Origin of the sequence: Gimesia sp. (genome assembly GCF_048262075.1) — a bacterium.
In the GTDB taxonomy this organism is placed as follows: domain Bacteria; phylum Planctomycetota; class Planctomycetia; order Planctomycetales; family Planctomycetaceae; genus Gimesia.
This window is the reverse complement of sequence record NZ_JBLXFK010000024.1, coordinates 26090-49077: the sequence shown is the minus strand read 5'-3', so window position 1 is coordinate 49077 and position 22988 is coordinate 26090. Positions and strand designations below refer to the sequence as shown.

The window sequence follows — 22988 nt, the reverse complement described above, 5'->3', positions numbered from 1 at the left end:
GAAGGAACCAAAATGTGCGGAATCATTGGTGGATTTGATCGTCAGCAACGGCCCTGGGGAGCCGATCTCGCAGAGCGGGCCTGCGAACGGATGCGACATCGGGGGCCCGATGATCGGGGCTGGTTTGAATCACAGGGAATGCTGGTTGGGAATCAGCGCCTGTCGATCCTGGATCTAACAGGCGGGCATCAGCCGATGTTTTCTGATGATCAACAAATTGTCGTTGTTCAAAATGGCGAAATTTATAACTTTAAAGAGCTGGCACAGGGGCTGAACTGCAAAACCAACTGTGATACGGAAGTGATCCTGCGCCTCTACGAACGAGACGGCGAAGCCTTTGTGAAACAGCTCAACGGGATGTTTGCGATTGCCATTCTCGATCTGAGAAAACAGACCCTGTTGCTGTATCGCGATCGTGTCGGGCAGAAACCGCTTTACTTGTATGATGATGGATCACGCCTCCTGTTTGCTTCGGAAATGAAATCTCTGTTTGCGATGGGGGTGAAGGCAGAGATGAACTGGGAAGGCTTAGATGCCTATCTTACATATAATTTTGTACCACCGCCGATCACGCTTTATAAGAAGATCACGCACCTCATGCCCGGACATATGCTAAAAGTCAGTCCGCAGGGGACCGAACAGCGACGATGGTGGAACCTGGCAAACAGTCCCGTTGAATCTCGAACAGAAGAGTCCTGGTGCGAGGAAATTATCGAGACATTAAGGGAAGCAATTCAAATTCGACTACGAGCAGATGTGCCACTGGGGGCCTTTTTATCTGGAGGAATAGATAGTTCTTCGGTTGTTTCATTGATGAGTCAGGAACTGCCTCATCCGGTAAAGACTTTTTGTATCGGCTTTGATGATCCACGTTTTGATGAATCACATTATGCACAGGAGCTGGCAGATTTATTTCAGACTGAACATACCTGTGATGTTGTGAGTCCTAATTTAACATCCAGCTGGCCTTTGACGTTATATCACAATGATCAGCCCCATGGGGATGTCTCATTCATGCCCACTTACCGGGTCAGTCAACTGGCGCGGAAAGCGGTCAAAGTTGTTCTGACCGGGGATGGAGGAGATGAACTGTTTGCTGGCTACGATGTTCATCGCAACTTCTTTGCGAATCAGGATCTCACTCTCCCACGCGAGCATATTGAATCTGCTTACATCAATGCCATCAGCCTGTTGCAACCCTCTGACAAGCAAAAACTCTATTCATCGTCTGCGAGACAGCAGTTGGCAGGGGGAGATGCAAGCCGTTTTGCCCGATCTCATTTGCAGGAATTCCGTCATCTGGATCCGATCAACCAGGCACTGGCCCTTGATACCCGGTTGTTATTGCCGGGAAACAATCTGGTGAAACCCGATAAAATGGCGATGGCGGTTTCTCTGGAACCGCGGGCACCTTATCTGGATTATCGCATGGTCGATCTGGCGTTTCGCATACCCGGCTCTCTGAAATTGAGAAATGGTGTTACGAAATCCATACTCAAGAAAGCGTGCGGGTCCATTCTACCCGAGAAGATTATTTATCGTAAAAAGCAGATGTTTACGGTACCAATTGGTGAATGGTTTAAAAGTGAATTATCTCCGTTCGTGAATGAAGTGTTACTGTCTGACCGATCTCTGGAGCGAAGAATATTCCAGCCAGAGCGGGTCCGGGAGATTATCAGAGAGCATCAAACTGAAAAGGTCAATCATACTCGCACTATTCGGGCACTGTTGGCTCTGGAACTCTGGCAACGTATTTTTATTGATCAGACGTTTGATCATGCTCCAAACTTTTTAGAACTGGGGGTCAACAGCACTGTCGAACTGGGGACCGATTCTTCTATCGCCGCCTGAACATCGTGTTAGTAAAATCATAAAATCTGGATGAGTGAAAATCATGGACGATTTTAAACTGTCACAGCGATCAACTGAAAAGCTCGATGTCAGTCAGGGGGGGCCACATTTTGATCCTCAACTGATGGCTCAGCACCAAAATACGTCCGAGGGGCAGCACAAAACAGGATACTTTCTAAAGTCTCCCCTTGATCTGCTGTTTAGTGCCCTGGCACTGGTGATGCTGTCTCCCCTGTTTCTACTGATCGCCAGCCTAATTAAGCTCACATCACCGGGGCCTGTCTTTTTCAGGCAGGAGAGGCTGGGGGTAAGGGAAAAACCCTTTGTGATTCTGAAGTTTCGTTCGATGCGATCAGGTTCTGAGAAAACAGGTTCTCAATTCACGACAGCCAATGACTCTCGCATTACTCCTGTTGGAAAGCTGATCCGTAAAACCAGCCTGGATGAACTGCCTCAGTTGATTAATGTTTTTCGCGGGGAAATGAGTTTGATTGGACCTCGACCCTATATCGGATTTGAGTTGAAAGATGCATCACCTGTAACCCGGGCGATTCGTTCCAGTGTGCGGCCCGGGATTTCGGGGCTGGCCCAGGTTTCCGGACGCAGTGCTTTGTCTCAGGAAAAGGTAATTGAATTTGACCTCAAATATGTAGAGCAATGCAGTCTTGGTCTCGATTTCAAAATCGTGTTTCGAACTCTACAGAAAGTCATCGCCTGTGACGGTAGTAATTGAAGATCTGGTTATATTGTAGGTGATACATGGTCGGTAAGTTATGTCAAAAAGTATTTGATGGAGTAAGCAAACTTCTGGATCGTGTTTCACTCTGCTTGGAGTATTCTCAAGTCGTGAGAAATTAGTATCGCATTGAAATAGAATTCATGTTATTCAAAGTTTGAAACTATGTCTTAATCGTAAGGGGCAGGGAGGGAATCTTCAGCTCTCACCTCCGATGATTTGGCTCCGAGGTGAACAGCCTCACTATTCTGGAATGGATCTAATGCACATTTTTGAGGGCTGCTCAAACCAAGATGATTCAGGTGATTTCGGATATCTTAATCGATCTCGATTTCAGGATCTGGCATTTCAGGTAGGAGTGTTGCTGGCAATTTTAACTGGAATTGCAATACCGATTTCAACCAGTCTGACTTCCGTATGCAATCTGGGGATTTTTATCTGCTGGGTCCTCTCTGGACAATATCGGGTCACGTTTTCCTGTTTTAAAAAATACCGGATTGTCACGATATCGGTGGTTTTGTTCTGCTGTCTTGCCTGTAGTCTGTTATACACGCCTGAGATATTATCGCTTGCATCCCGTAATTTATTCAAATACCGACAGTTTCTAATGATGCCGATCTACCTGGCGTTTTTTATGAATCCGCGCGCGCGATGGCGTGGAATTCAGATGTTCGAGTTGGCAATGATAATCACTTTGATTGCTTCGCTGACCTGTTGGATGTTTTCGATCGATACAACTGTTCGTCTGATGGATAACGCGATCTTCAAGAACCGGATTACACAAAATATCCTGATGTCATTTCTGGTCTATCTTGCTGTCTGGAAATTTCTGGAACACCCGGCGCGGCGCTGGCCGTATGCTCTGGTCGCTGTCATCGCGACATATAATATTCTGGCAATTGTCCCCGGACGCTCCGGCTATTTGGCATTGGGGATTCTGATCGGCCTGCTCATGTATCAGAAACTGGGCGTGAAGGGAATTTTGCCTGCAGCTGCGTGTGTGGGACTGATTGGTCTGGTGACATATCACCATTCAGAACGATTTCAGAACCGGATTAATCAAGTCGTAAAAGAAATAAAAGAGTATCGTGTTCCAAACAAGAGTCGCAGTTCAGTTGACCTGCGACTGGAGTTTTATGAAAACGGTCTTGAGATTGCCAAATCAAGTCCCCTTATGGGCTCGGGAGTCGGCAGTTTTGCCATGAAGTATCGTGAACTGATGGAGCAGAAAGGTCAGCATGTAACAGAGAATCCGCATAACGAATATGTGATGCTGCTGGTTCAGAATGGAATCATCGGGGTGGGACTCTTTTTGTGTTTCTTCTGGGTAAGCTGGCAAACGACACGCGGACTCACTGGGGTTGAACAGGCGCTCGGTCAGGCTGTCCTTGCTGTTTATCTGTTTGTCTGTATGGTGAATTCCCTGATGCTGGACACGACCGAAGGATGTTTGTTTGGTTATCTGGTGGGTTTGACTTTGGCGGGAGGGGTTACAGGAATCAAAGCAACTCAGCAGGAAGATCTTCTGAAATCCATCACGCCCCATCAGTCTCAGGAAGAGTCTGGCCGAGAAGCGGCTTAACACAATGGTCGAAATATGATCCGGTTTACGATTCTTTGTAACGATTATGATTCTGAGAGCAAGACATTATTCTTGAGAAACGGACGACCTGGTACGAATGAGGAAGGGGCCAAGGAGGCCCGCGTGATTTGACTAATTTCGACGCGAGGTGTTCCAAAAGGGGCTTGGCAGAATGTCAAAGTTCTGACTGGGAAATCTCTGATTGACTGGACGAATGAGACAGTACTTGAGGGAAAAGAAAAGTACTAAAGAAATGAGGTATGGTAGAATCATTGGCAGGCCAGCAGGTTCTGATTACAGCAGGAATTACAGAAACGATCACAGGCTGCGATTATATAATTCATTTATCCAGTCTGATAAGAATTCCCTATAGCAATGAGGGTGCCCATTCGGATGTGAGAATTAAAATCACCGGGATATTGAATAGTCTGCAGGAAATTCGCAGTTCAGGCAGTCTCACTCGGCTGGGACCGGTTGATGAAAACCTGACTCATCAACCCAAAAGTGAAGCCGATTGTCTCCTGGCAGATAATTCCAAAATTCAAAAACTGACCGACTGGAAAAGTCAGGTTTCTTTTCAGACAGGGCTTGCTGCCACTGCCGACTCAATTGGACAGAATCTTCAGTATTTCAACGTAGAACGTTATTTTATCCGATGGGCTTGTGATATGAATATTAAACTGAGTATTTTTTAACGAAGTAGTAGTGAACATGACACAACGAGCGACATCTGTGTCGGCGATGTTAGTAGCCCTGGCAATGCTTCTGGGGCGAATGACTGGCCTGTTGCGCGTCCTGGGACTTGCAGCAGTGCTTGGTGTAACTCATGCGAACGATCTTGCCATACTCGTCATTTCCGTCCCGGATATTCTGAATGCAATGCTGGTGGGGGGCGCTTTAGGGGTGGTCCTGATACCAGAAATGCATCGTCGCAGTGAAGAAGTTTCCGAACAATCTTCCAGTCAGCTGATCGTGCAGACTTTTTTTGCGATCGCTGTTTTATCCAGTGTTCTAGCTTTACTGCTAGCCACGGGAGGGGCATGGTTTACTCAACTACTCGCTTCCGGATTCACACCTCCTCAGATAAAAGAGGCCGGCAAACTGGTTTCAATAGTATTGATTGCATTTCCCATCAGTGCTGTGACAGCGGTCACTTCTGCCGTTTTGCAGGGGAATCACAAACCAGTGATTCCCGCGTATGGAACTCTTTTTTTTAATGTTTTCCTGATCGTGGTGATTTTTCTCTGGCTGGTGCCGGGACAAATTGAGATTCTCGCCTGGGCCGTGGTGGCGGCAAGTGCATTTCGGTTACTGACTCAGCTCATCTGTTGTTATTTTGTAACTGATTTGAAAGGAGCTTTTCAATCCTTTTTTCGCTTGAGTTCCTTGAACCGGCAACTGATGGTAAAATACTTGCAGGCACTCACAGCAATTGGCCTGGTAGTCGCTTTTCCAGTAGTATCACGATCTTTTGCTTCAATGTATGAAGGGGGGATCAGTTTGTTTGAATATGCACAAAAACTGGTGGAATTGCCTCGAGGATTAATTGGCGCTGTGATTTCAATGGTGATTTTTCCCAGATTGAGTCGAGTTTTTGCGGCAGGGGACCTGACTAGAGGAGCAAGCATGGTCAGTCAGATAGCCGGATTGATCTTATTAATTACTATACCTGCGGGGGTTGCCGTTTATGTCAGTGCAGAGCCGGTAGTCTCGTTGTTATTTCAGCGTGGTCAGTTTTCGGCTCTGGATGTTGCAAATACTGCCAAACTACTGCAGATTTCCATCCTGTCGATGCCAGCCCTGTTTTTATCTATTTTGACAATGAATGTATTTTATGCCAGGCATGAAACAATCATTCCTTTTAAAATCAGTTGTATCTCACTAGCCTGTCTCTTCCTGCTCTCGCTGGGGCTGCGAGATTTGATGGGAATATCGGGGATCATGCTGGCGTTTGTGATAACCAGCTGGTTGCATTTTCTGGGTCTGGCCATTTCGTTGTATGTAAAATTAGATGTATCTGTGATTCAGGGGATTGATTTGAAACATTATTCAGCCCTGGTCTTTCTGACATTCTCAGGGATCTCAATTTCCTCTATGATAGTAAATAAAGTGTCGGATCATGTCCAATTATTTATATGCTCTGTGGGACTAGGAGGGCTTTGTTTTGGGGCTGTTTTATTGATCCTGAAGAATCACTTGCCGCGTTTCAACGGGAAGCTGTCTTTATAATGAAGTATTTGTTTATCACGGATTGTCCTGAGATTGCAAAATACGTCGATCACTGCGGCGTTCATTGTATCTTCATTGACCTCGAGCTATTAGGAAAAGTCGAGCGTCAGGGGGGCAGGGATACAGTGATTTCACACCATAAAGTTGAGAATATTTCGCGTGTCAAGGATGTGGTCCAGAATGCCGAAGTTCTGGTTCGCCTGAATCCTCTGAATCCTCAATCGTCTGTCGAGATTGAAAGTGCGCTGGATCAGGGGGCTGATGCTCTGATGCTGCCAATGTTCCGCTCTCTTGAAGAAATAGAATGGTTCTGCAATCGAGTCAACTCACGGGCCAGAGTAGTACCGCTCGTGGAAACGATCGGAGCAATGAATCAGCTCGATCAGATCGTACAACTACCTGATGTCTCCCGGATTCACATTGGTTTGAATGATTTGCATCTCGACATGGAGCTGGATTTCATGTTTGAGCTGATGTCAAATGGAACAGTGGATAAAATGGCTGAAATATGTAGAAATGCCAGAATCCCGTTCGGTGTTGGTGGGATTTCTACAATGGATCAGGGGCTGGTATCGGGCCGGCTGGTATTGAGTGCGCATGCACGGCTGGGATCTGAGTGGGTGATTCTCTCTCGCTCTTTTCACCAGCTTGCGACAAGCCTGTTAGAGTTACAGTCTAAGATCAACCTGCCGCTGGAACTTCAGAAAGTTAACGAAGCATACTCTGAATTAATGAAGCGAACTGATTTCGAGATTGAAGAGGATAAGCAACTGCTCTCGCGGGCAGTGAACGAAGTTGCCTCAAACGAAATAGCGGAACGTAACGCCTCTTGATCTGATTTTTGAAAAGGAACTTTCGTCACTTCAGTTCTTGATTTGATTCATCCTTCCCGCTTCCAAATGAATTCCAGAGTGGAAACGGACTTCTATTCTCGTTTTTAAAGTTCTGTAAAAGTAAACTTGCAATATAACGCTGAAGCGAATCAAGGAGTCATTCCTGATTCTCGTGGCTTGTTTTTCGAAAAGGAATGATTGGTGAACTCTGTTTTAGTAACTGGTGGGGCCGGGTTTCTGGGAAGTCATTTATGTGACCGTCTGATCGAACAGGGCAGGGAAGTGATCTGCCTCGACAACTTCTTCACAGGCAGCAAAAGAAATATCGCTCATCTGATCGGGCATCCTCGATTTGAATTGATCCGGCATGATATTGTGCACCCGTTTTATCTGGAAGTCAGCGAGATCTATAATCTTGCCTGCCCGGCGTCTCCGGTGGCCTATCAATATAATCCCATTAAAACAATTAAGACATCAAGTGTCGGGATGGTGAATGTACTGGGGCTGGCAAAACGCTGTCGTGCCAAGGTGCTGCACGCCTCTACATCCGAAGTATATGGTGATCCGGATGTGCACCCGCAGGTAGAAGAGTATTGGGGGAATGTGAATCCCCTTGGCCCTCGTAGTTGTTATGATGAAGGTAAGCGGATCGCAGAATCGTTGTGTATAAATTATCATCAAGCACATCAGGTGCCAATTCGCATAGTAAGAATTTTTAATACATATGGACCGCGAATGGACCCTAATGATGGTCGTGTGATCTCCAATTTCATCAATCAGGCACTGCGGGGAGAGCCACTGACAATCTATGGTGACGGGCAGCAGACTCGCTCTTTCTGTTACGTTGATGACCTGATTGAAGGTTTTCTGAAAATGATGAGCCAGGATGAAACAACAGGACCGGTTAACCTGGGGAATCCTGTTGAGAATAGTATGTTGGAACTGGCTCAGGCTGTGCTAAAGTCTGTCGATTCTGGCTCGGAGTTAGTTCATGAACCATTGCCGACTGATGATCCGAAACAACGATGTCCTGACATTACCAAAGCACGAAAATTTCTAAACTGGGAACCTGAAGTTTCATTACAGGAAGGTTTGGCCAAGACCGTTGAGTACTATCGGAATCTGATGCAACAGGAATCGGCATGAATCATATTCTGGTGACAGGAGCAGCTGGATTCATTGGGTTTCATGTTTCTGCTCGCCTGCTTTCACAAGGGCATCGGGTGACGGGGATTGATAATCTTAATAGTCATTATGATGTCGGCTTGAAACGCGATCGACTGGAAGAATTACGACAATACCCTGCGTTTCAGTTTCATGAAGTGGATATCACGGACGTGGAATGCCTTTCGCAGCTGTTTAACCAGGCTTCCTTTCAGAAGGTGATTCATCTGGCTGCCGAAGTGGGAGTAAGGAATTCCCTGCTCAAGCCACTGGAATATGTTCAGAGTAACGTACTGGGCTTTGTGAATCTGCTGGAGCAATGCCGCCTGAAAGAGATGGAACATGTTGTCTATGCTTCATCCAGTTCTGTGTATGGTGCGAACCGAAAGATTCCTTATTCTACACATGATGCCGTTGATCACCCTATCAGTCTGTATGCTGCGACCAAAAGGGCAGATGAACTGATTGCCCACAGTTACAGCCATCTATACGATCTACCTACAACCGGATTGCGATTTTTCACAGTCTATGGTCCCTGGGGACGGCCTGACATGGCTGTCTATCTCTTTACTAAAGCCATATTGGAAGGCACACCCATTAAACTGTTCAATCACGGGAATCTCAAACGGGATTTTACCTATGTTGATGATATCGTAAGCGGGGTATTGGGAGTTCTGGAACAGGCACCCGTTCGAACAGAACCTATGGCAACAGCAACTGCCGACGAGCTGACTCACCAGACTGTTGCCCCCTATCGATTGTATAATATCGGCAATCATCAGCCTGTCGGAATCGCTCGGCTGATTGATGTGATAGAACAGCGAATCGGCAAGCCTGCGATTCGTGAAAATTATCCCATGCAACCAGGGGATGTTCTCGAAACGTATGCGGATATTTCAGAACTCCAGCAGGCAACCGGATTCGCTCCCTCTACCTCGATTGAACAGGGGATTGATCGATTTATCGACTGGTATCTGGAATATCATGCCAGGGGAAAATGACCTGGAATGACCTGGACAGTAGTTTCAGGCTGTGCGAGCTTTACAATCGCGACTCCAGGGGCAATCGGACTGGGTATGATTGCATGATGTGATGCAATCCAGGGTATGCTCATGTGATAAGTGTGGATTACAATTCCGCTATGATATGCGGGATCAGCTGAGCCAGTTTCTGGCCACCATCTGCCGCCACTTTTAAGATCTTGCTGATCTCAACCGGTTCCAGCGCATCGGGTAGGCAGAGATCGGTCACCACCGAGAGTCCCAGTACTTTCATAGATGCATGGTTGGCGACAATACATTCAGGAACCGTTGACATGCCCACACAGTCTGCTCCCATCTGACGAAGCATACGATATTCCGCACGTGTTTCCAGGTTTGGTCCGGCAACGGCGACAAATACCCCCGTCTGAGTCCGTATCTGGAGTTCCAACGCCTTCTGCTCAGCCAGTCTGATTAAGCTGCGGTCGTAGGGGGCGCACATATCCGGGAAACGGACGCCGAGTCGATCATCATTGATACCCCGTAATGGATTATCACCCATCAAATTAATCTGATCTTCAATGATCATGATATCGGCCAGCTGATAGTGTGGATTCATCCCTCCCGATGCATTAGTGATGATCAAAGTTTCGACCCCCAGGGCTTTCATCACTCGGACGGGAAAGGTGACCTCTTTCATGGAGTAGCCTTCATAAAAATGAAATCGGCCTTCCATCGCGACAATCGGGGTTCCATTTAGGACTCCCGATACCAGCTGACCCGCGTGTGATTCTACAGTTGAGCGGGGAAAGTGAGGAATCGTTTCATAAGCGATTGAATTCTGCTGGCTGATCTGTTGAGTAAAACCACCCAGGCCGGTACCCAGAATTAGACCGACCTGAGGGGGCTCCTGAATCAGGGGACGCAGGTATTCTACAGCATCATTAATTTTTTCGACCAGTCCCTGCATGGATAAATTCTTTTCAGTCGGAGAGTTCAGGAAGCTGGTGGGAGCACCCATACTCAGGTGATTGGCGGGTGGATCGTCGCATAGTGCGGACAGAGAAGAGGGGGTGAAACTCGCCTTTGAGTCGATTCAATGGCGAGTCGATCTACCTAGCAGTAGATCATTTTAAAACGCGTCATCGTCATCAAATTCATCATCGAATTCATCGTCAAACTCATCGTCATCTTCGTCATCGAATTCTTCTTCTTCTTCTTCTTCGTCATCATCATCGAAATCGTCTTCGTCATCGTCGAATTCATCGTCGATGTCTTCCAGATCATCGAAACCAATATTTTCTTCATCATCATCGAGTGAAAAGAAAACAATAGGGGTTTCTTCCGTAAATGGATCAAATTTTTCGGGGGATTCGATAAGGGGTGAATCAATTAATAACACAGTTAAATCCTCGTCGTTTCTTTGTGCAATCTTTCCAAATTTCTATACGATTTTTACAGAGCATAAAAGCCCGATGTCAACATCCAATCGTGGGATCTTATTAACATTCGGGGAGAACTATTTCAACTTTTGAAAGGGAAATATATTGTTCAGAATGTTTCCATTATTATATTTAAAATACTTTGTCAAGTGCGAAAAAAAAAGAACTGGAAATATATAGTTCTATTTCCGTCTGCGTGCAGTAAACACATGAGGAAAAAAGCGTGGTTTTTCGCTGTCAGCGGGAAAAAGATGCTCCCGGGGCGCAGCAGTTTTTTCTGAAAACGAATAGTGATAGCCTGAATAGTTTCACTGCCAGTCAGGTTCCAAACTGGGTTTTGGATGCTGTCAGGAGCCTTCATCAATTCTTTACACTGGTTTCATGAATCAGCTGTGAAGAGGCCTGGCTAAAGAGGCTTGGCTAAAACAGTCAATCCAGAAGCAGGTATGATGCGTCAGGGGTTTTGAATGGCTCCACCACAACTTGATCCGGCCCCTGCCGTACAGCCATAGCAATGCTGGCTGGAATTGATATTTCTGTCGACGAGATCATGATAATTAAAATCACGAATGTGTCTCCGTTCCGACACGGTGATCGGCAGATTCAGCATCTGGTTAAAGTCACAGTCGTAAAGATATCCTTCCCAGTCGACTGAGAGAATCGAACGACACATCAGCCCGGACACCGTATCCGGGTTAAATGCACTCACGAGACGCTCCATGTATTCTTCAAACTGTTCCTGCTGGATCAGCTCACTCAAAAAACGGCTGATCGGCATATTGGTGATGGTGATCAGGTTTGTAAACTGAATATCAAACCGTGTTTTCAACTCGCGTTGGTAAGCGGCTTCCAGTTCCGATTGATCAGGCGGTAGTGAAAAACCGACCGGATTATAAACCAGCGTTAACTTCAATGCTGAGTCTGGAGTTCCATAGCCGAGTGAATTCAAACGCTGCAGTGCGTCAATTGATTTTTGGAAAGCACCATTGCCTCGCTGTGCATCCGTATTTTCCTGCAGGTAACAGGGAAGTGAGGCCACGATTTCTACCTGATGTTCTGCCAGGAATTTTGATAGATCCTGAAAACCGGGGGCGAGCAAGATCGTCAGATTACACCTGTCAATAACACGTTTACCCAGCTTACGGGCGGCGCTCACCATCTCTCGAAACTGTGGATTCATTTCCGGCGCACCGCCGGTTAAATCCAGTATCTGAAACGCGGGATGTTGCAAGGCTTGCAGACACTCCTGCACGGTTTCAGCTGTCATGATTTCTCTGCGGTCAGGACCCGCATCGACATGACAATGTTCGCACGTCATGTTGCAGAGTTTGCCCAGGTTGACCTGCAATGTATCAATCTTTGTCGCCTGCAGGCTTGGGAGCTGCTGCTGCTCTAATTTTTTCTCAAACGTCGGCTGTTGTGAACGTTCATTGAGGATCCGCAGTTGTTCACGCGGATCGGCCAGTTTACTGTGTTGTCTGAGCAGGGTGAGAGGAGGCATCAGTCTTCCCGAGTTGAGTTTAAACGGAATCCAATTTCGAAAAACAAAGACTAGCAGCAACCACTGTCAGGGCTGCAGCAGTCATCCATAATCTGAGTAGTCAGATCATAGTTTTTGCCTTTGGTTTCCTGTGGACTGCGGATCGCATTCCGCCGGCAGTCCATCTCGTGCGCCTGTTCCAGGGGAATATCCTGATATGGTTTGACTGGAATAAACTGGCCATCGTAAGGTGCAGCCTGCAGTAATCGAAATGTTTTATCACAGACGGCAATCCGCTGCCCACGAAGATAGGTGTGGCCATCGTCATCTTCGACTTTCTTAAACGGTCCGCGATAGATCATCGCCTGATTTCGTTCCAGGCAGGGACCTTGTTTACCTTTATACGCCGAGACAACCATCGATCGAAATTCAATACCTTCCACAGTCTGCCAGGGGGTTTCTTCTCGCTTCAGTATTTCGATCCCATGAAAACCTGCGTCTTCAAAAGCTTTCAGGAACGCGGCTTCCTGGAAGGCGCCAGAAATACATCCTGACCAGAGCGCAGGATCTTGACGCATATGGGGAGGAACGATTTCATCACAGACAATATCACTGATGACCGCTTTTCCGCCTCGTTTTAAAACTCGAAAGACTTCCTGCAGCAACTGGCTGCGATCACTCTCACGTACCAGGTTTAATACGCAGTTTGAAATCACACAATCAACCGATTCATCCGGGATCAGTGGAGACTCCTGTCGCAGTCGCTCTTCCAGGTTTCGTAACTCCAGCCAGCGCGCCTGACTGTCGACCGGGCTGGTTGACAATTCCTGATTCAACAGTTCCAGGTTCAGTTTAAGGTCCTGGATCAGCCCACTACGAAATTCAACATTTGAGTATCCCAGCTTATCTGAGACTTCCTGTTGATATTTGCGGGCTAGAGCCAGCATCTCCGCATTGCAGTCTACTCCGATTACTTTTCCAGAAGGCCCCACTATCTGTGAAGCGATATAGCAGATCTTGCCTCCTCCTGAACCCAGGTCCAGAACGGTATCGCCCGGCGAGAGATAAGGGGTCGGATCACCACAGCCGTAATCTTTTTCCAGGATTTCTTTTGGAATGATCGATAAATATTCCTGATTGTATTCAACAGGGCAGCACAGGGCCGGTTCAGCCTGGTGAGCGGCATTCGCATAACGGGCATAGACTGATTCTTCTTCACTGGCTGGCGACTGCGTATTGACAGAATTCATCTTGATCAAGGTTCCTTTAAAGTCCGGTTGGTTTCTCTATTGAATTCCTGACGAAAACAGTTGTTGATTGTAATAATAACTGAAGATATTCCAGTATAACCCAGTCGGTGAATTTCAGAAACATTGCGTTTCCGAATGAGCATTACTTTTGGGAGTTCGTATTATGTACTACTATGGAAGTCAAGTACTGTGAAACGTATTACATTTGCAGTTTAAGTTTTAAAAAATGAGTAACATCAATCAGAGGAAATCCATCTGCTCGATTTCTGTCATTATTCCAATTTTACAGGGAGATGACAGCTGGCAGGCTTTGCTGGCAGATCTGGTCGCCTTTCCTGAATCTACTGAATTCCTGTTTGTTTCAACCGGTTTGGCTCCGGTAGGGTTTCAGGATCAACTCATTCCCTACGGGTTAAACAACCGCAGCCACTGGCATTGTACAACCAGAGGCAGGGCGATCCAGATGAATCATGGTGCAATGCTCGCTCAATCTGAGTCTCTATTATTTTTGCACGCCGATTCTCGATTAAGTGATTCAGCTGTCCAGCAATTGTTAAAAACCCTGGATGCCTATCCGGAGGCCTTACTCTATTTTAACTTGAAGTTCCGGGATCAGAGTTTTTTGTTGATGCAACTGAACTCCTGGGGTGTTTATTTTCGTTCGCATCTTCTGGGAATCCCCTTCGGTGACCAGGGGTTCTGTTTGCCTCAAACTTTGTTTCGGGAGCTCAAGGGGTTTAATGAAGAGGCAGCCTATGGTGAAGATCATCTGCTGGTCTGGGCTGCCAGGCGACAGGGAATACTTCTCAGGTGCACAGGCGCAGAAATCGAAACCAGCGCTCGAAAATATCGAGAGCAGGGCTGGCTAAGAGTGACAGTCAGGCATCTCTGGCTCACTTTAAAGCAAGCGATTCCGCAGTTATTACTTCTGTTAAAAGATCGAATTTCAAAATGCTGCAAAGGCAAGGCGCAGTCGCCGTCTTCGTAAAGACTCCGGGTTACTCTCCTTTGAAGACCAGGCTGGCACAATCGGTTGGGACGATGCGTGCAGAGCAGTTTCATGTACTTTCGGCAAAAGCAGTCGCAGCTGTCGTGCAGAAAGTCTCGCAACAGAAACTCGTGACTCCATTCTGGGCAGTCGCCGAACCAGAGGCAGTCCAGCATTCGCTCTGGAGTCAGTTTGAAACAATTGATCAAGGAACAGGGGGCTTAGGTGCCCGACTGGCACATGTACAACAGCAGTTGCTTGCTTCTTTTGATTTTGTCATTTTCCTGGGCGCTGATACGCCGCAGCTACCGGTAAATTTACTTCATGAAGCAGTAGAGTTTCTGGCTTTGGAAAGCGATACGCCGCAGTTTGTAATTGGACCTGCCTGTGATGGGGGCTTTTACCTGTTTGGCAGTCAGATTGCACTCGATTCAAAGATCTGGCTGAATGTGCCTTACAGTATTGAGAACACTGCGTGCGTACTTCGGGAACAGATTCAGGAGCTGGGGGAAATTCATCTGCTGCCTGAGTTGAGTGATGTGGATACCATACAGGACCTGCCGTTGGTAGCTCGGCAATTATCAACAGGCGAAGGTTGGCTGGAAGAACAACGACAGGTCCTCAACTGGATTCAGGAATGGGAAACGCAGTCAGATTAGTTCCGCTGCTGGATGCTGGTAGTTGCGGAGCGGGACTATAGGACAACTCTGGTTCTAATTCCTTCTCACCAGCACTTCCCTGAATGACCATATACAGCGAACTGACTGCAAGCAGTATCAGCAGGCAGCGTTTGAAAATGACAGGATTGATTCGGGGGCCGATTAAGGTGCCCAGTGCCATTCCCACAATCACAAACGGAATCACAATAGCGGATGTCAGGATCACAGGCGTCGTAACCAGTCCCATTAACGCTAAGCCAATCACGCGTGTAATGGAGATTAAAATGAAGAAGCCGAAGATGAAGCCTTTGTATTGATCCTGGGTCCAGGGTTGTCGAATGGCATAAATTACGATCGGAGGTCCAGCAATACTGGTTGAGCCAGCCAGGAAGCCACTACATAAGCCGGCAAACGTACTCCAGAGGGGAGAGGCCTGTTGAGGTCCGGTTTCTGTCTGAACTGGTTTCTGGAAAAATCCGTCGATTACAATCAACAGGATTACGAGCCCTGTGCCACGCACCAGGTAATCCAGATCGATCAGAGTAAACGTCAACAGTCCCAGAGGCAGCCCCACCAGTGATCCCAGGATAGCTCCCAGCAGGACCCTGATATTTGAATGTTTCCGATAAGCCCAGAAGATCCAGATGACCGGCAAGACAATACTCAAAGCCACCAAAAGATTCGCTTCGCGAAAATCCAGCATTAAGGGGAGTACTGCCATCGCGACGATGGCATAGCCAAACCCGATTATTCCCTGAATAAATGCAGAAAGAAAGACGACAGAAATTACAAAAAACCACAATTGTGGATCAGAAAACATCATTATTTTTATACAAGTCATAATGAGTCACAACAGATGCATGACTCTGTGAAGCGGGATTGAACGCGGCGGGGAGGGTTATTCCATCAGAGCGCTGCCTTTTGTCTCTTTCGCAAAATAAGGCAGGATGGCACCGATGATATAGAGCATACTTAGGGTCGTTGCTGTTTGTGCCAGAGTCAAGCCCACGGTTGCACTTTGCATCCAGCCGGCAAGAAATAGAATGGGGGCTGCCAGGATGCGGCCTGCGTTGAAACAGAACCCTGTTCCGGTTCCCCGCAGACGTGTGGGGTAAAGTTCGGGGAAATAAATGGCATAGCCGGCGTGCATTCCCAGCGTCAGAAAACCAAATATGGGCAGGAAACAGCCAATAGCAACAGCGCCTTCAAATACGTTAAACAGTAAAACCGAACTGATTAAGCCTCCCACGTTAAACAGAAAAAACGCACCCCGTCGTCCGACCCATTCGCAGATCGGTCCAAACGCCAATAATCCGAGGCCTCCTCCTGTCGTCGCCAGGAACATTCCCAGCATTTCCCATTTCTTTAACTGGGATTTGATTGCCACAGGAGGCTCTTTTTTGAATGCTTTAATCTGTTCCGGGGTTACATCAGGCTGACCTTCAAAGTGTTCCGCGACGTAGTCGGCAGTGACAGAATTTAAAAACGCATTTTTACCATAAATATGAACTCCCCAGAAGGTGGCCAGGCCAATGGCAGCCAGTGAAACACCAATGCAGGTGCTCTTTAAAAAATCTGGTCGAAAGAGATCTCCAATGGTCCCCATCTTCTGACTGCTGTCCTGTTTCGCTGCTTCCTGAGCGTGCTGCCAGGATTCCGGTTCTTTCATGGAACGGCGAATCCAGATGATCAGGAACGAAGGTACAACCCCTAACGCAAATCCAATCCGCCAGGGCAGACTGGGGAAGTCGACTTTTTCGGCATATTCCTGAATACTTTCATTACCGATGATAAACGCGCCTGCCAAAATCGCCAGGTAAGTTCCAAAAACACTGGAAGCATGGAAAATACTGCCTACCCGGGCGCGCGCTTTGGGGGGAAATGATTCGGCAACGAGGGTGCTCGCGACCGCCCATTCCCCGCCTACGCCGAGCGCAACCAGAAATCGAAAACCGGCCAGTTGCCACCATTCCTGTGAAAACGCAGAGAGGCAGGTAAAGAATGAGTAAAACAGAATCGTCAACGACATGGTCTTTTTGCGACCAATCCGGTCGCTTAAGGCACCGAATGCGATGCCTCCCAGCGCGCCGCCAATCAAAAATGCTCCCAGCGCGATATTATTGTAAACAGCCAGCCGACCCTTAATCTCGACTTGTTGTTTCTCCACGGCGGCCGGATCGTTTTGGGCTTCCTCATCCAGTGGTTCGATTTCAATGAGAGAAGGCATCGCCTCGTTCATGCTGGCGACGAAGATCTGTCCTTCAAATACATCGAAGACCCAGCCGAGTGAGGCGATTGTCAAAACGAGCCACTGATACCGCGAAATGCCGTGATACCATTTATCTTCTTTGAGTTCGTTCTGCATCAGGCTGTGTCTCTCGATTTAAGGTTCCAAAACATTGATTGCTTTTTTTCCGCTCAACACCAGACGCACGTCTTCGCAGACGGAATCGACAACCCGGTCCTGTGCTTCAACGGTGAACGCAGCGATGTGGGGCGTTAAGATGACATTTTCCATCTGGTTCAAGGGGCTATGCTTAGGGGGTTCTATTTCTCTGACATCCAAAGCCGCGCCTGCCAGTTTGTGCTCAAGCAATGCCTGGGTCAGACCACGTTCATCAACGACTTCCCCGCGCGAGGTATTGATGAAAAACGCATCCGGTTTCATTCTTCTAAAATGCTGATAAGTCAGCATTTTGCGTGTATCAGCAGTCAGCGGGCTATGGCAGGAGACGACATCTGACTCAGCCAACAGCTCATCGAGCGAAAGCAGGCTGGCATTTAGCCCTTTCAACTGGGGCGCATCTGCTTTTAGAAACGGGTCGGCGGCAAGGATGTTCATTCCGAAAGCCTTGGCCCGTGCTGCAGTGAGAGAACCAATCCGTCCCATGCCGATCAGCCCGAATGACTTTCCGTAGAGTTCGCTCCCGGTAAATTTGAGGCGATTCCAGCCTCCTGTCAGAGTGTCCTGGCGTGCTTCCGGAATTTTTCTCATTAAAGCCAGCATCAGTCCGATGGTGAGTTCAGCAACCGAGATCGAGTTCGCATCCGGGGTAAAGCAGACCACGATCCCCTTTTTGTGGGCATAGTCTGTGTCCACATTATCCAGTCCTACCCCGGCCCGGGCAATGATCTTCAGCTCAGGGGCTGCATCAATCAATTCGCGGTTGACTTTCGTCTGATTTCTGACGATAAGCGCTTTGGTATTTGAGATTTTCTGTTTGAGCAGATCGATGTTCTGCCACAGGTAGGCATCGAACTCGACATCGTGCTCCTGGATGAGACGATTCATGGACACGCCTTGAATATTCTCTGTTACCAGAACATCGCTCATGTCACTTCTTCCTGCAATATCGTTTTACAACTACAGCGTGGATCAGTTAAATTGAGAGTAATCGATCGGCTGATGAATGTCGATCGACTGGTCGGCTGGAGGGAGTTCGTATTTCAAACCGGTGGCACAATTGAACAGCACGGCACTCTCATCCGGGCTGATTCTGCCTGAGGCCAGTTCCTGTTTGTAGGCGGCGTAAGTCGCAGCTCCTTCCGGACACATCAGGAACCCTTCCTTCTGGGAGCATTCATCCAGCGCGGCGGTGATCAGTTCATCATCGACGGCTGTCGCGAAACCATTGCTTTCGCGGACGGCTCGTAAGATCAGAAAGTCGCCTACTGCAACCGGGACGCGAATTCCGGCGGCAACCGTATGAGCGTTCTGCCAGAGTTCTGCGTGTTCTTCGCCGGCTTCGTAGGCTTTGACCATGGGAGCACAGCCAGATGCCTGAACGGCGACCATGCGGGGCAGTTTGCCTTTCAGCCAGCCGATCGCTTTGAGTTCGTTAAACGCCTTCCACATGCCGATCAGTCCGGTCCCGCCACCGGTCGGATATAAAATCACGTCGGGAACCTCCCAGCCCATCTGGTCGGCCAGTTCCAGTCCCATCGTCTTTTTCCCTTCGATGCGATACGGTTCTTTCAGGGTTGAAAAATCAAACCAGCCCACCTGTTCCTTACCCTGACCGACGATCTTGCCGCAGTCATTGATCAAACCATTCACCCGCCAGACCTGGGCCCCCTGGGCGGCGATTTCGCGCACATTGATTTCCGGGGTATCATCCGGGCAGAAAATATAGGACTTCATGCCGGCGCGGGTTCCATACGCGGCCAGCGCGGCTCCTGCATTGCCGTTGGTCGGCATCGCGACTTTGGAGACGCCCAGCTCTTTTGCCATCGAAACTGCCATGCAGAGCCCGCGGGCTTTGAAGGAACCTGTGGGGAGGCGGCCTTCATCTTTAATCCAGACTGTGCCATTGCCTCCCTGCAGGCGGGGAACGGGAATCAGGGGAGTATGAACTTCCCCCAGGCTCACAATGTTTTCTGATTTGCGCACCGGAAGAAATTCACGATACCGCCAGAGGGTGGCCGGGTGGGCAGCCAGTTCTTCCTTTGTGACTGCCTGGGCGAGCGCCTCTAAATCATATTTAACCAGCAGAGGTTTCCCCGCTTTGGAAAGTCCGTGCAACTGGTCGGCTTCATAACGATCATGGTGCATTCCACACTCAAGATGCGTGACAAATGTTTGAGCTTCGGGAAATGGGTTATCCATGGGAGCGTACCTGTTATCAGATCATTTTATGGTAGTGATAATTCTGTTGATTTTACGCGGAACGATGATTCTGTTATCCAGTTATTGGCTTGAATGTCAACCTTTTGAATCTGGTGAATTCGTTTTCCTCTGGTGGTTCTGAGTCCTGACAATCTGTTTTATTTCAGGTGGGAAGCAAAATGAAAGAACGACCACCCGCAGGCGGGCAGCCGTTCCATTTATTTCATCCAAATGGTTTATTATTCCACAGGCCCTTCCACGCCCCCGGTATAGTGTTCACCCACCGGCGGTTCGCCATGGAGTACCTCAACCTGGTATCCCCCTTTGGAGCGGAAGTACAAGACAAGAATAAAGTAACCAAAGGCCATGAACAGCGGGACGAGGGCCGTACATTTCAGTGCCATGCGACCGCCGAAAATTCCAGCCTCTTTCACATCTGGTTTATCTTCCTTCGCAAAATTTTCAGCTCCCTGCCACCACTGGTCCAGTGCTGTAAGGCTTGGATCTTTTTTGTTTTCCTTTTTGAGTATCTCAACTGCTTCAGTCAAATCCTTACCATCATTCTTGAGGACACTCACTTTAGATCCATCGAGACCTTTGATCTCCGGTAAGAAAAGAAAGGAACTTTTGTCGGCAACGGCATAGCGTTCGTAAGCTTCCGGAGAGAGCTGTTCCAGTTTTTGAGTTGCGTAATAATCCTGGTTATAACCGATTCCCGGTCCCCCCAGCAGACCGGCAGACAACATTCCGATGCCTCCCATGGCGCCCATGGTCAAAGCCCCCCCTTTAGGGAACCGCTCTCCGACTACCCCCAGCATGGTCGGCCAGAGAAACGTTTTGCCCAGACTGTAAACGGTCATTGCCAGCCAGACAAGAACGGCTGCTTCGAACGTTCCGATCATGTAGAGCCCTACAGCCCCAAAGCAGGCACTGATACAGAGCAGGCCCAGTGGGTTGATTTTTTCTACAATCGGGCCGGCAAAGAAACGCAGGACGAACATGATTGAAGATGCATAGATAAACAGGAGCAGCCCCTGACCTTCCAGAATGGATTCCGTAATACTGGCAATCCAGCTGTCCGTACCCAGTTCTACATAACCAACACAGGCCTGCAATAAAAGCAGGAAGATCAGCAATGGGCTGGCGAATGTCATCAACATTTGCCCGAAGCTGACACCAGCCGACTTCGCTTCGGAAAGCGGAAATTTTTGCTTAATGACAATGAAACCGTAAATCAGGGTCGGGATCAGAAAGACTGCCATGGGATATTCCCATCGCAGGCCGGGCACACTTGACTTCATTTTGGCATAAATGGCGGCGACGATCCCACCCACAATCAAACCACCGGGCCAGCCAGCGTGCAGGATATTCAGGTAATGAGTTTTCTTATGAGGATAGAGTGTGGCCACCAGTGGATTAATAACTGCTTCACACAGGCCATTAGCCACAGCAAACATAAACATACCGATATAGAGACACCAGTAAGTGGCATCTTTACCAGCGGCTTCGAAAACCGGTGTGGCTGCGAACGTGATCAATGCAGAGAGAACATGCAGAATAAATGCCAGCAGCAGGATCGGTTTATAACCGACATTGTCAGTAATCAGGCTGGCTAGCAGAATCACGATTCCGAAACCGACCAGTCCGCCACCAGTGATTGTTCCCAGTTCAAATTTGGTAAACCCATACTGGGCTCCCCAATCAGCCAGAATACCTCCACGAATGGCAAACCCCACGCCGGCGGCGATGAGTGTCATAAAACTCGCAATAAACAGTGGTTTATTGTTGTTCATAGTTGCGACTTCTTTGAATGAATGAGGGCGAGTGATTTAGGTGCAACGTGTTCTGCAAGAGTTGGTAATTCAAAGGCGGATCGATCGAATGCAGATCAGGAATGGAAGCTTTGAATGGTCTTGATCACACAACAGTAACTCATGACGACCGTTCGTGAGACTGTAAAGATCTCGATGAACAGGCCGTTATCAGTATCAGCAACGCCAGATTCTAACCAACCCGGATCGAGATTTCCACAACACGTATGCAGGAATGTGAATGTTTATCAGATTCGCTGCGCGTCACAGATGGCTGTCATTCCACTTACGCAAAATCAGCAGCTTGTCTCGGCGTTCGGCTTCGATTTTATCTGGCAGGCTTAACTTTTGACCAGTCTGTGTCAGTTCCACTAACCGCTGCCAGTGATCAAATCCCATGCGTTTACGAGGCCAACTCATTTCCTGCCAGATCTTCAGGAAACACTGCCGAACAAGATAGTCGGGACTGTTTTGCAGTAGCTGGCAGTCGAGCCGCCAGGTTTCCTGGTTCCGATCGAGGGTAGCAGCATTCAATATCTGCTCGACTTCTGCATTGATGACACAGGTTACTTCTTCCGCCTGCTGGGACAGGCGCTGGAGGGATTGCACGACGTTTGGATTAAACTCTTTTTTTAATAAAGGTAACAGTTGATGTCGGATCCGATTGCGGGTGAAGCTGGTGTCCGCATTGCTTTCATCATTCCGGAAGTCCTGCTCACAAGTGTTTAAAAATGTGAGTATTTCTTCGCGGCTGACGTGTAGCAGGGGACGAATCAGATATAATCCCTGCTTTAATGCTCTGGTTCGTGGAATACCTCTCAGCCCCGTGATGCCTGTCCCGCGGATAATGTGATGCAGAACGGTTTCAGCCTGATCATCCAGAGTATGCGCAACCGCAATTTGCGAACACTGTTCTGATAAAGCGACGCGTGAGAGAAAATCGTAACGCGCGATGCGGCACTGTTCTTCCAGTCCAGAATCGGAACTCTGTTTCAGTTCCTGTTTCTCAGTGATACAGGGGAGTGAGAGACGCTGGCATTCCTGCTTCAACCACTCTGTATCGTCATCGGAGTCGGTTCCTCGCAAGCCATGATTCAGGTGGGCAACAACCAGTGCTTCAGGAGCAATTAGCGAATCTGCAGACTGGGCCAGACACTGTAGTGCTCGCAATAAAGCCATGCTGTCTGCACCGCCGGACACGGCAATCAACAGGCGTTGCGTAGACAATTTTTGATGTGAATGAATATCTGAGGCAAGGCTTGAATCGACCTGAATCCCGTACTGGCAGGTTAGCAATCCGCGTTTCACGGCCTGGATAAACTGATTCATCGAAAACGGGAGTTCTGCAAAGCGGGTTTAAAGTCTATAACGAAGCAC

20 protein-coding genes are annotated in these 22988 nt (G+C 48.2%); 10 read left to right on the top strand and 10 right to left on the bottom strand.

Annotated features, from left to right (window positions below; all coding sequences use genetic code 11):
• Positions 1-12: 12 nt before the first annotated feature.
• The 8 genes from asnB (at position 13) to ACN0YH_RS26710 (ending at position 9396) form a co-directional block, all read left to right on the top strand.
• Complete coding sequence (asnB, locus tag ACN0YH_RS26745; protein WP_417382666.1) at positions 13-1851, top strand: asparagine synthase (glutamine-hydrolyzing); 1839 nt, start codon at positions 13-15, stop codon at positions 1849-1851.
• A 43-nt stretch (positions 1852-1894) separates the two neighbouring features.
• Positions 1895-2584, top strand: coding sequence for a sugar transferase (locus ACN0YH_RS26740; RefSeq protein ID WP_417382665.1), 690 nt, complete (start codon positions 1895-1897; stop codon positions 2582-2584).
• A 670-nt stretch (positions 2585-3254) separates the two neighbouring features.
• Positions 3255-4169 carry an O-antigen ligase family protein gene (locus tag ACN0YH_RS26735; protein ID WP_417382664.1) on the top strand — a complete coding sequence of 305 codons (915 nt, stop codon included), beginning with the start codon at positions 3255-3257 and terminating at the stop codon, positions 4167-4169.
• 260 nt (positions 4170-4429) lie between these two features.
• Positions 4430-4864 (top strand): hypothetical protein, encoded by a 435-nt coding sequence (locus ACN0YH_RS26730; protein WP_417382663.1) that lies wholly within the window; start codon positions 4430-4432, stop codon positions 4862-4864.
• Positions 4865-4880: 16 nt separating this feature from the next.
• Positions 4881-6398 carry a murein biosynthesis integral membrane protein MurJ gene (gene murJ / locus ACN0YH_RS26725; RefSeq protein WP_417382662.1) on the top strand — a complete coding sequence of 506 codons (1518 nt, stop codon included), beginning with the start codon at positions 4881-4883 and terminating at the stop codon, positions 6396-6398.
• A complete protein-coding gene (locus ACN0YH_RS26720; protein ID WP_417382661.1) occupies positions 6398-7231 on the top strand; it encodes an aldolase/citrate lyase family protein in 834 nt (277 codons plus the stop codon). The genes murJ and ACN0YH_RS26720 overlap by 1 nt, the downstream gene beginning before the upstream one ends.
• Before the next feature lie 201 nt (positions 7232-7432).
• The gene (locus tag ACN0YH_RS26715; protein ID WP_417382660.1) at positions 7433-8377 is read left to right on the top strand and encodes a UDP-glucuronic acid decarboxylase family protein; all 945 of its coding nucleotides are present in this window, start codon (positions 7433-7435) and stop codon (positions 8375-8377) included.
• On the top strand, positions 8374-9396 hold the full coding sequence (locus tag ACN0YH_RS26710) for an NAD-dependent epimerase/dehydratase family protein (RefSeq protein WP_417382659.1): 1023 nt from the start codon (positions 8374-8376) through the stop codon (positions 9394-9396). Before ACN0YH_RS26715 ends, ACN0YH_RS26710 begins: the two co-directional genes overlap by 4 nt.
• Positions 9397-9523: 127 nt before the next feature.
• Here ACN0YH_RS26710 and ACN0YH_RS26705 read toward each other — a convergent pair whose 3' ends face one another.
• The 4 genes from ACN0YH_RS26705 to ACN0YH_RS26690 form a co-directional block, all read right to left on the bottom strand.
• Entirely contained in the window at positions 9524-10345 is an 822-nt protein-coding gene (locus ACN0YH_RS26705; protein WP_417382658.1) for a purine-nucleoside phosphorylase, read from the bottom strand.
• 162 nt (positions 10346-10507) lie between these two features.
• Complete coding sequence (locus tag ACN0YH_RS26700) at positions 10508-10777, bottom strand: hypothetical protein (protein WP_417382657.1); 270 nt, start codon at positions 10775-10777, stop codon at positions 10508-10510.
• A gap of 494 nt (positions 10778-11271) precedes the next feature.
• Positions 11272-12318 carry an arsenosugar biosynthesis radical SAM (seleno)protein ArsS gene (arsS, locus tag ACN0YH_RS26695; RefSeq protein WP_417382656.1) on the bottom strand — a complete coding sequence of 349 codons (1047 nt, stop codon included), beginning with the start codon at positions 12316-12318 and terminating at the stop codon, positions 11272-11274.
• A 50-nt stretch (positions 12319-12368) separates the two neighbouring features.
• Positions 12369-13547, bottom strand: coding sequence for a methyltransferase domain-containing protein (locus ACN0YH_RS26690; RefSeq protein WP_417382655.1), 1179 nt, complete (start codon positions 13545-13547; stop codon positions 12369-12371).
• A 226-nt stretch (positions 13548-13773) separates the two neighbouring features.
• On the opposite strand from ACN0YH_RS26690, the gene ACN0YH_RS26685 reads away from it, so the two are divergent.
• A complete protein-coding gene (locus ACN0YH_RS26685; RefSeq protein WP_417382654.1) occupies positions 13774-14535 on the top strand; it encodes a TIGR04283 family arsenosugar biosynthesis glycosyltransferase in 762 nt (253 codons plus the stop codon).
• On the top strand, positions 14499-15194 hold the full coding sequence (locus tag ACN0YH_RS26680) for a TIGR04282 family arsenosugar biosynthesis glycosyltransferase (RefSeq protein WP_417382653.1): 696 nt from the start codon (positions 14499-14501) through the stop codon (positions 15192-15194). The genes ACN0YH_RS26685 and ACN0YH_RS26680 overlap by 37 nt, the downstream gene beginning before the upstream one ends.
• Here the strand turns inward: ACN0YH_RS26680 and ACN0YH_RS26675 are convergent.
• The 6 genes from ACN0YH_RS26675 to tilS form a co-directional block, all read right to left on the bottom strand.
• Entirely contained in the window at positions 15157-16017 is an 861-nt protein-coding gene (locus ACN0YH_RS26675; protein WP_417382652.1) for a sulfite exporter TauE/SafE family protein, read from the bottom strand. The genes ACN0YH_RS26680 and ACN0YH_RS26675 overlap by 38 nt on opposite strands.
• Before the next feature lie 75 nt (positions 16018-16092).
• Positions 16093-17559: an MFS transporter gene (locus ACN0YH_RS26670; protein ID WP_417382651.1), complete on the bottom strand. Its 1467-nt coding sequence runs from the start codon at positions 17557-17559 to the stop codon at positions 16093-16095.
• Between the two features lie 18 nt (positions 17560-17577).
• Positions 17578-18528, bottom strand: a complete 951-nt coding sequence (locus ACN0YH_RS26665; RefSeq protein WP_417382650.1) for a hydroxyacid dehydrogenase — start codon at positions 18526-18528, stop codon at positions 17578-17580.
• 42 nt (positions 18529-18570) lie between these two features.
• Positions 18571-19800, bottom strand: coding sequence for a threonine synthase (locus tag ACN0YH_RS26660; RefSeq protein ID WP_417382649.1), 1230 nt, complete (start codon positions 19798-19800; stop codon positions 18571-18573).
• A 239-nt stretch (positions 19801-20039) separates the two neighbouring features.
• Entirely contained in the window at positions 20040-21593 is a 1554-nt protein-coding gene (locus tag ACN0YH_RS26655) for an MFS transporter (RefSeq protein WP_417382648.1), read from the bottom strand.
• Positions 21594-21875: 282 nt separating this feature from the next.
• Positions 21876-22940, bottom strand: a complete 1065-nt coding sequence (gene tilS / locus ACN0YH_RS26650; RefSeq protein ID WP_417382647.1) for a tRNA lysidine(34) synthetase TilS — start codon at positions 22938-22940, stop codon at positions 21876-21878.
• Positions 22941-22988 lie beyond the last annotated feature (48 nt).

Bases quoted from the DNA above. Each gene is read 5' to 3' on its own strand.
- ACN0YH_RS26655 (WP_417382648.1), bottom strand. From the start codon at position 21,593: ATGAACAACAATAAACCACTGTTTATTGCGAGTTTTATGACACTCATC.
- murJ (WP_417382662.1), top strand. From the start codon at position 4,881: ATGACACAACGAGCGACATCTGTGTCGGCGATGTTAGTAGCCCTGGCA.
- ACN0YH_RS26665 (WP_417382650.1), bottom strand. From the start codon at position 18,528: ATGAGCGATGTTCTGGTAACAGAGAATATTCAAGGCGTGTCCATGAAT.
- ACN0YH_RS26690 (WP_417382655.1), bottom strand. From the start codon at position 13,547: ATGAATTCTGTCAATACGCAGTCGCCAGCCAGTGAAGAAGAATCAGTC.
- ACN0YH_RS26730 (WP_417382663.1), top strand. From the start codon at position 4,430: ATGGTAGAATCATTGGCAGGCCAGCAGGTTCTGATTACAGCAGGAATT.
- ACN0YH_RS26680 (WP_417382653.1), top strand. From the start codon at position 14,499: ATGCTGCAAAGGCAAGGCGCAGTCGCCGTCTTCGTAAAGACTCCGGGT.
- ACN0YH_RS26720 (WP_417382661.1), top strand. From the start codon at position 6,398: ATGAAGTATTTGTTTATCACGGATTGTCCTGAGATTGCAAAATACGTC.
- asnB (WP_417382666.1), top strand. From the start codon at position 13: ATGTGCGGAATCATTGGTGGATTTGATCGTCAGCAACGGCCCTGGGGA.
- ACN0YH_RS26670 (WP_417382651.1), bottom strand. From the start codon at position 17,559: ATGCAGAACGAACTCAAAGAAGATAAATGGTATCACGGCATTTCGCGG.
- ACN0YH_RS26740 (WP_417382665.1), top strand. From the start codon at position 1,895: ATGGACGATTTTAAACTGTCACAGCGATCAACTGAAAAGCTCGATGTC.
- arsS (WP_417382656.1), bottom strand. From the start codon at position 12,318: ATGCCTCCTCTCACCCTGCTCAGACAACACAGTAAACTGGCCGATCCG.
- ACN0YH_RS26685 (WP_417382654.1), top strand. From the start codon at position 13,774: ATGAGTAACATCAATCAGAGGAAATCCATCTGCTCGATTTCTGTCATT.
- ACN0YH_RS26705 (WP_417382658.1), bottom strand. From the start codon at position 10,345: ATGCAGGGACTGGTCGAAAAAATTAATGATGCTGTAGAATACCTGCGT.
- ACN0YH_RS26710 (WP_417382659.1), top strand. From the start codon at position 8,374: ATGAATCATATTCTGGTGACAGGAGCAGCTGGATTCATTGGGTTTCAT.
- tilS (WP_417382647.1), bottom strand. From the start codon at position 22,940: ATGAATCAGTTTATCCAGGCCGTGAAACGCGGATTGCTAACCTGCCAG.
- ACN0YH_RS26735 (WP_417382664.1), top strand. From the start codon at position 3,255: ATGTTCGAGTTGGCAATGATAATCACTTTGATTGCTTCGCTGACCTGT.
- ACN0YH_RS26660 (WP_417382649.1), bottom strand. From the start codon at position 19,800: ATGGATAACCCATTTCCCGAAGCTCAAACATTTGTCACGCATCTTGAG.
- ACN0YH_RS26675 (WP_417382652.1), bottom strand. From the start codon at position 16,017: ATGATGTTTTCTGATCCACAATTGTGGTTTTTTGTAATTTCTGTCGTC.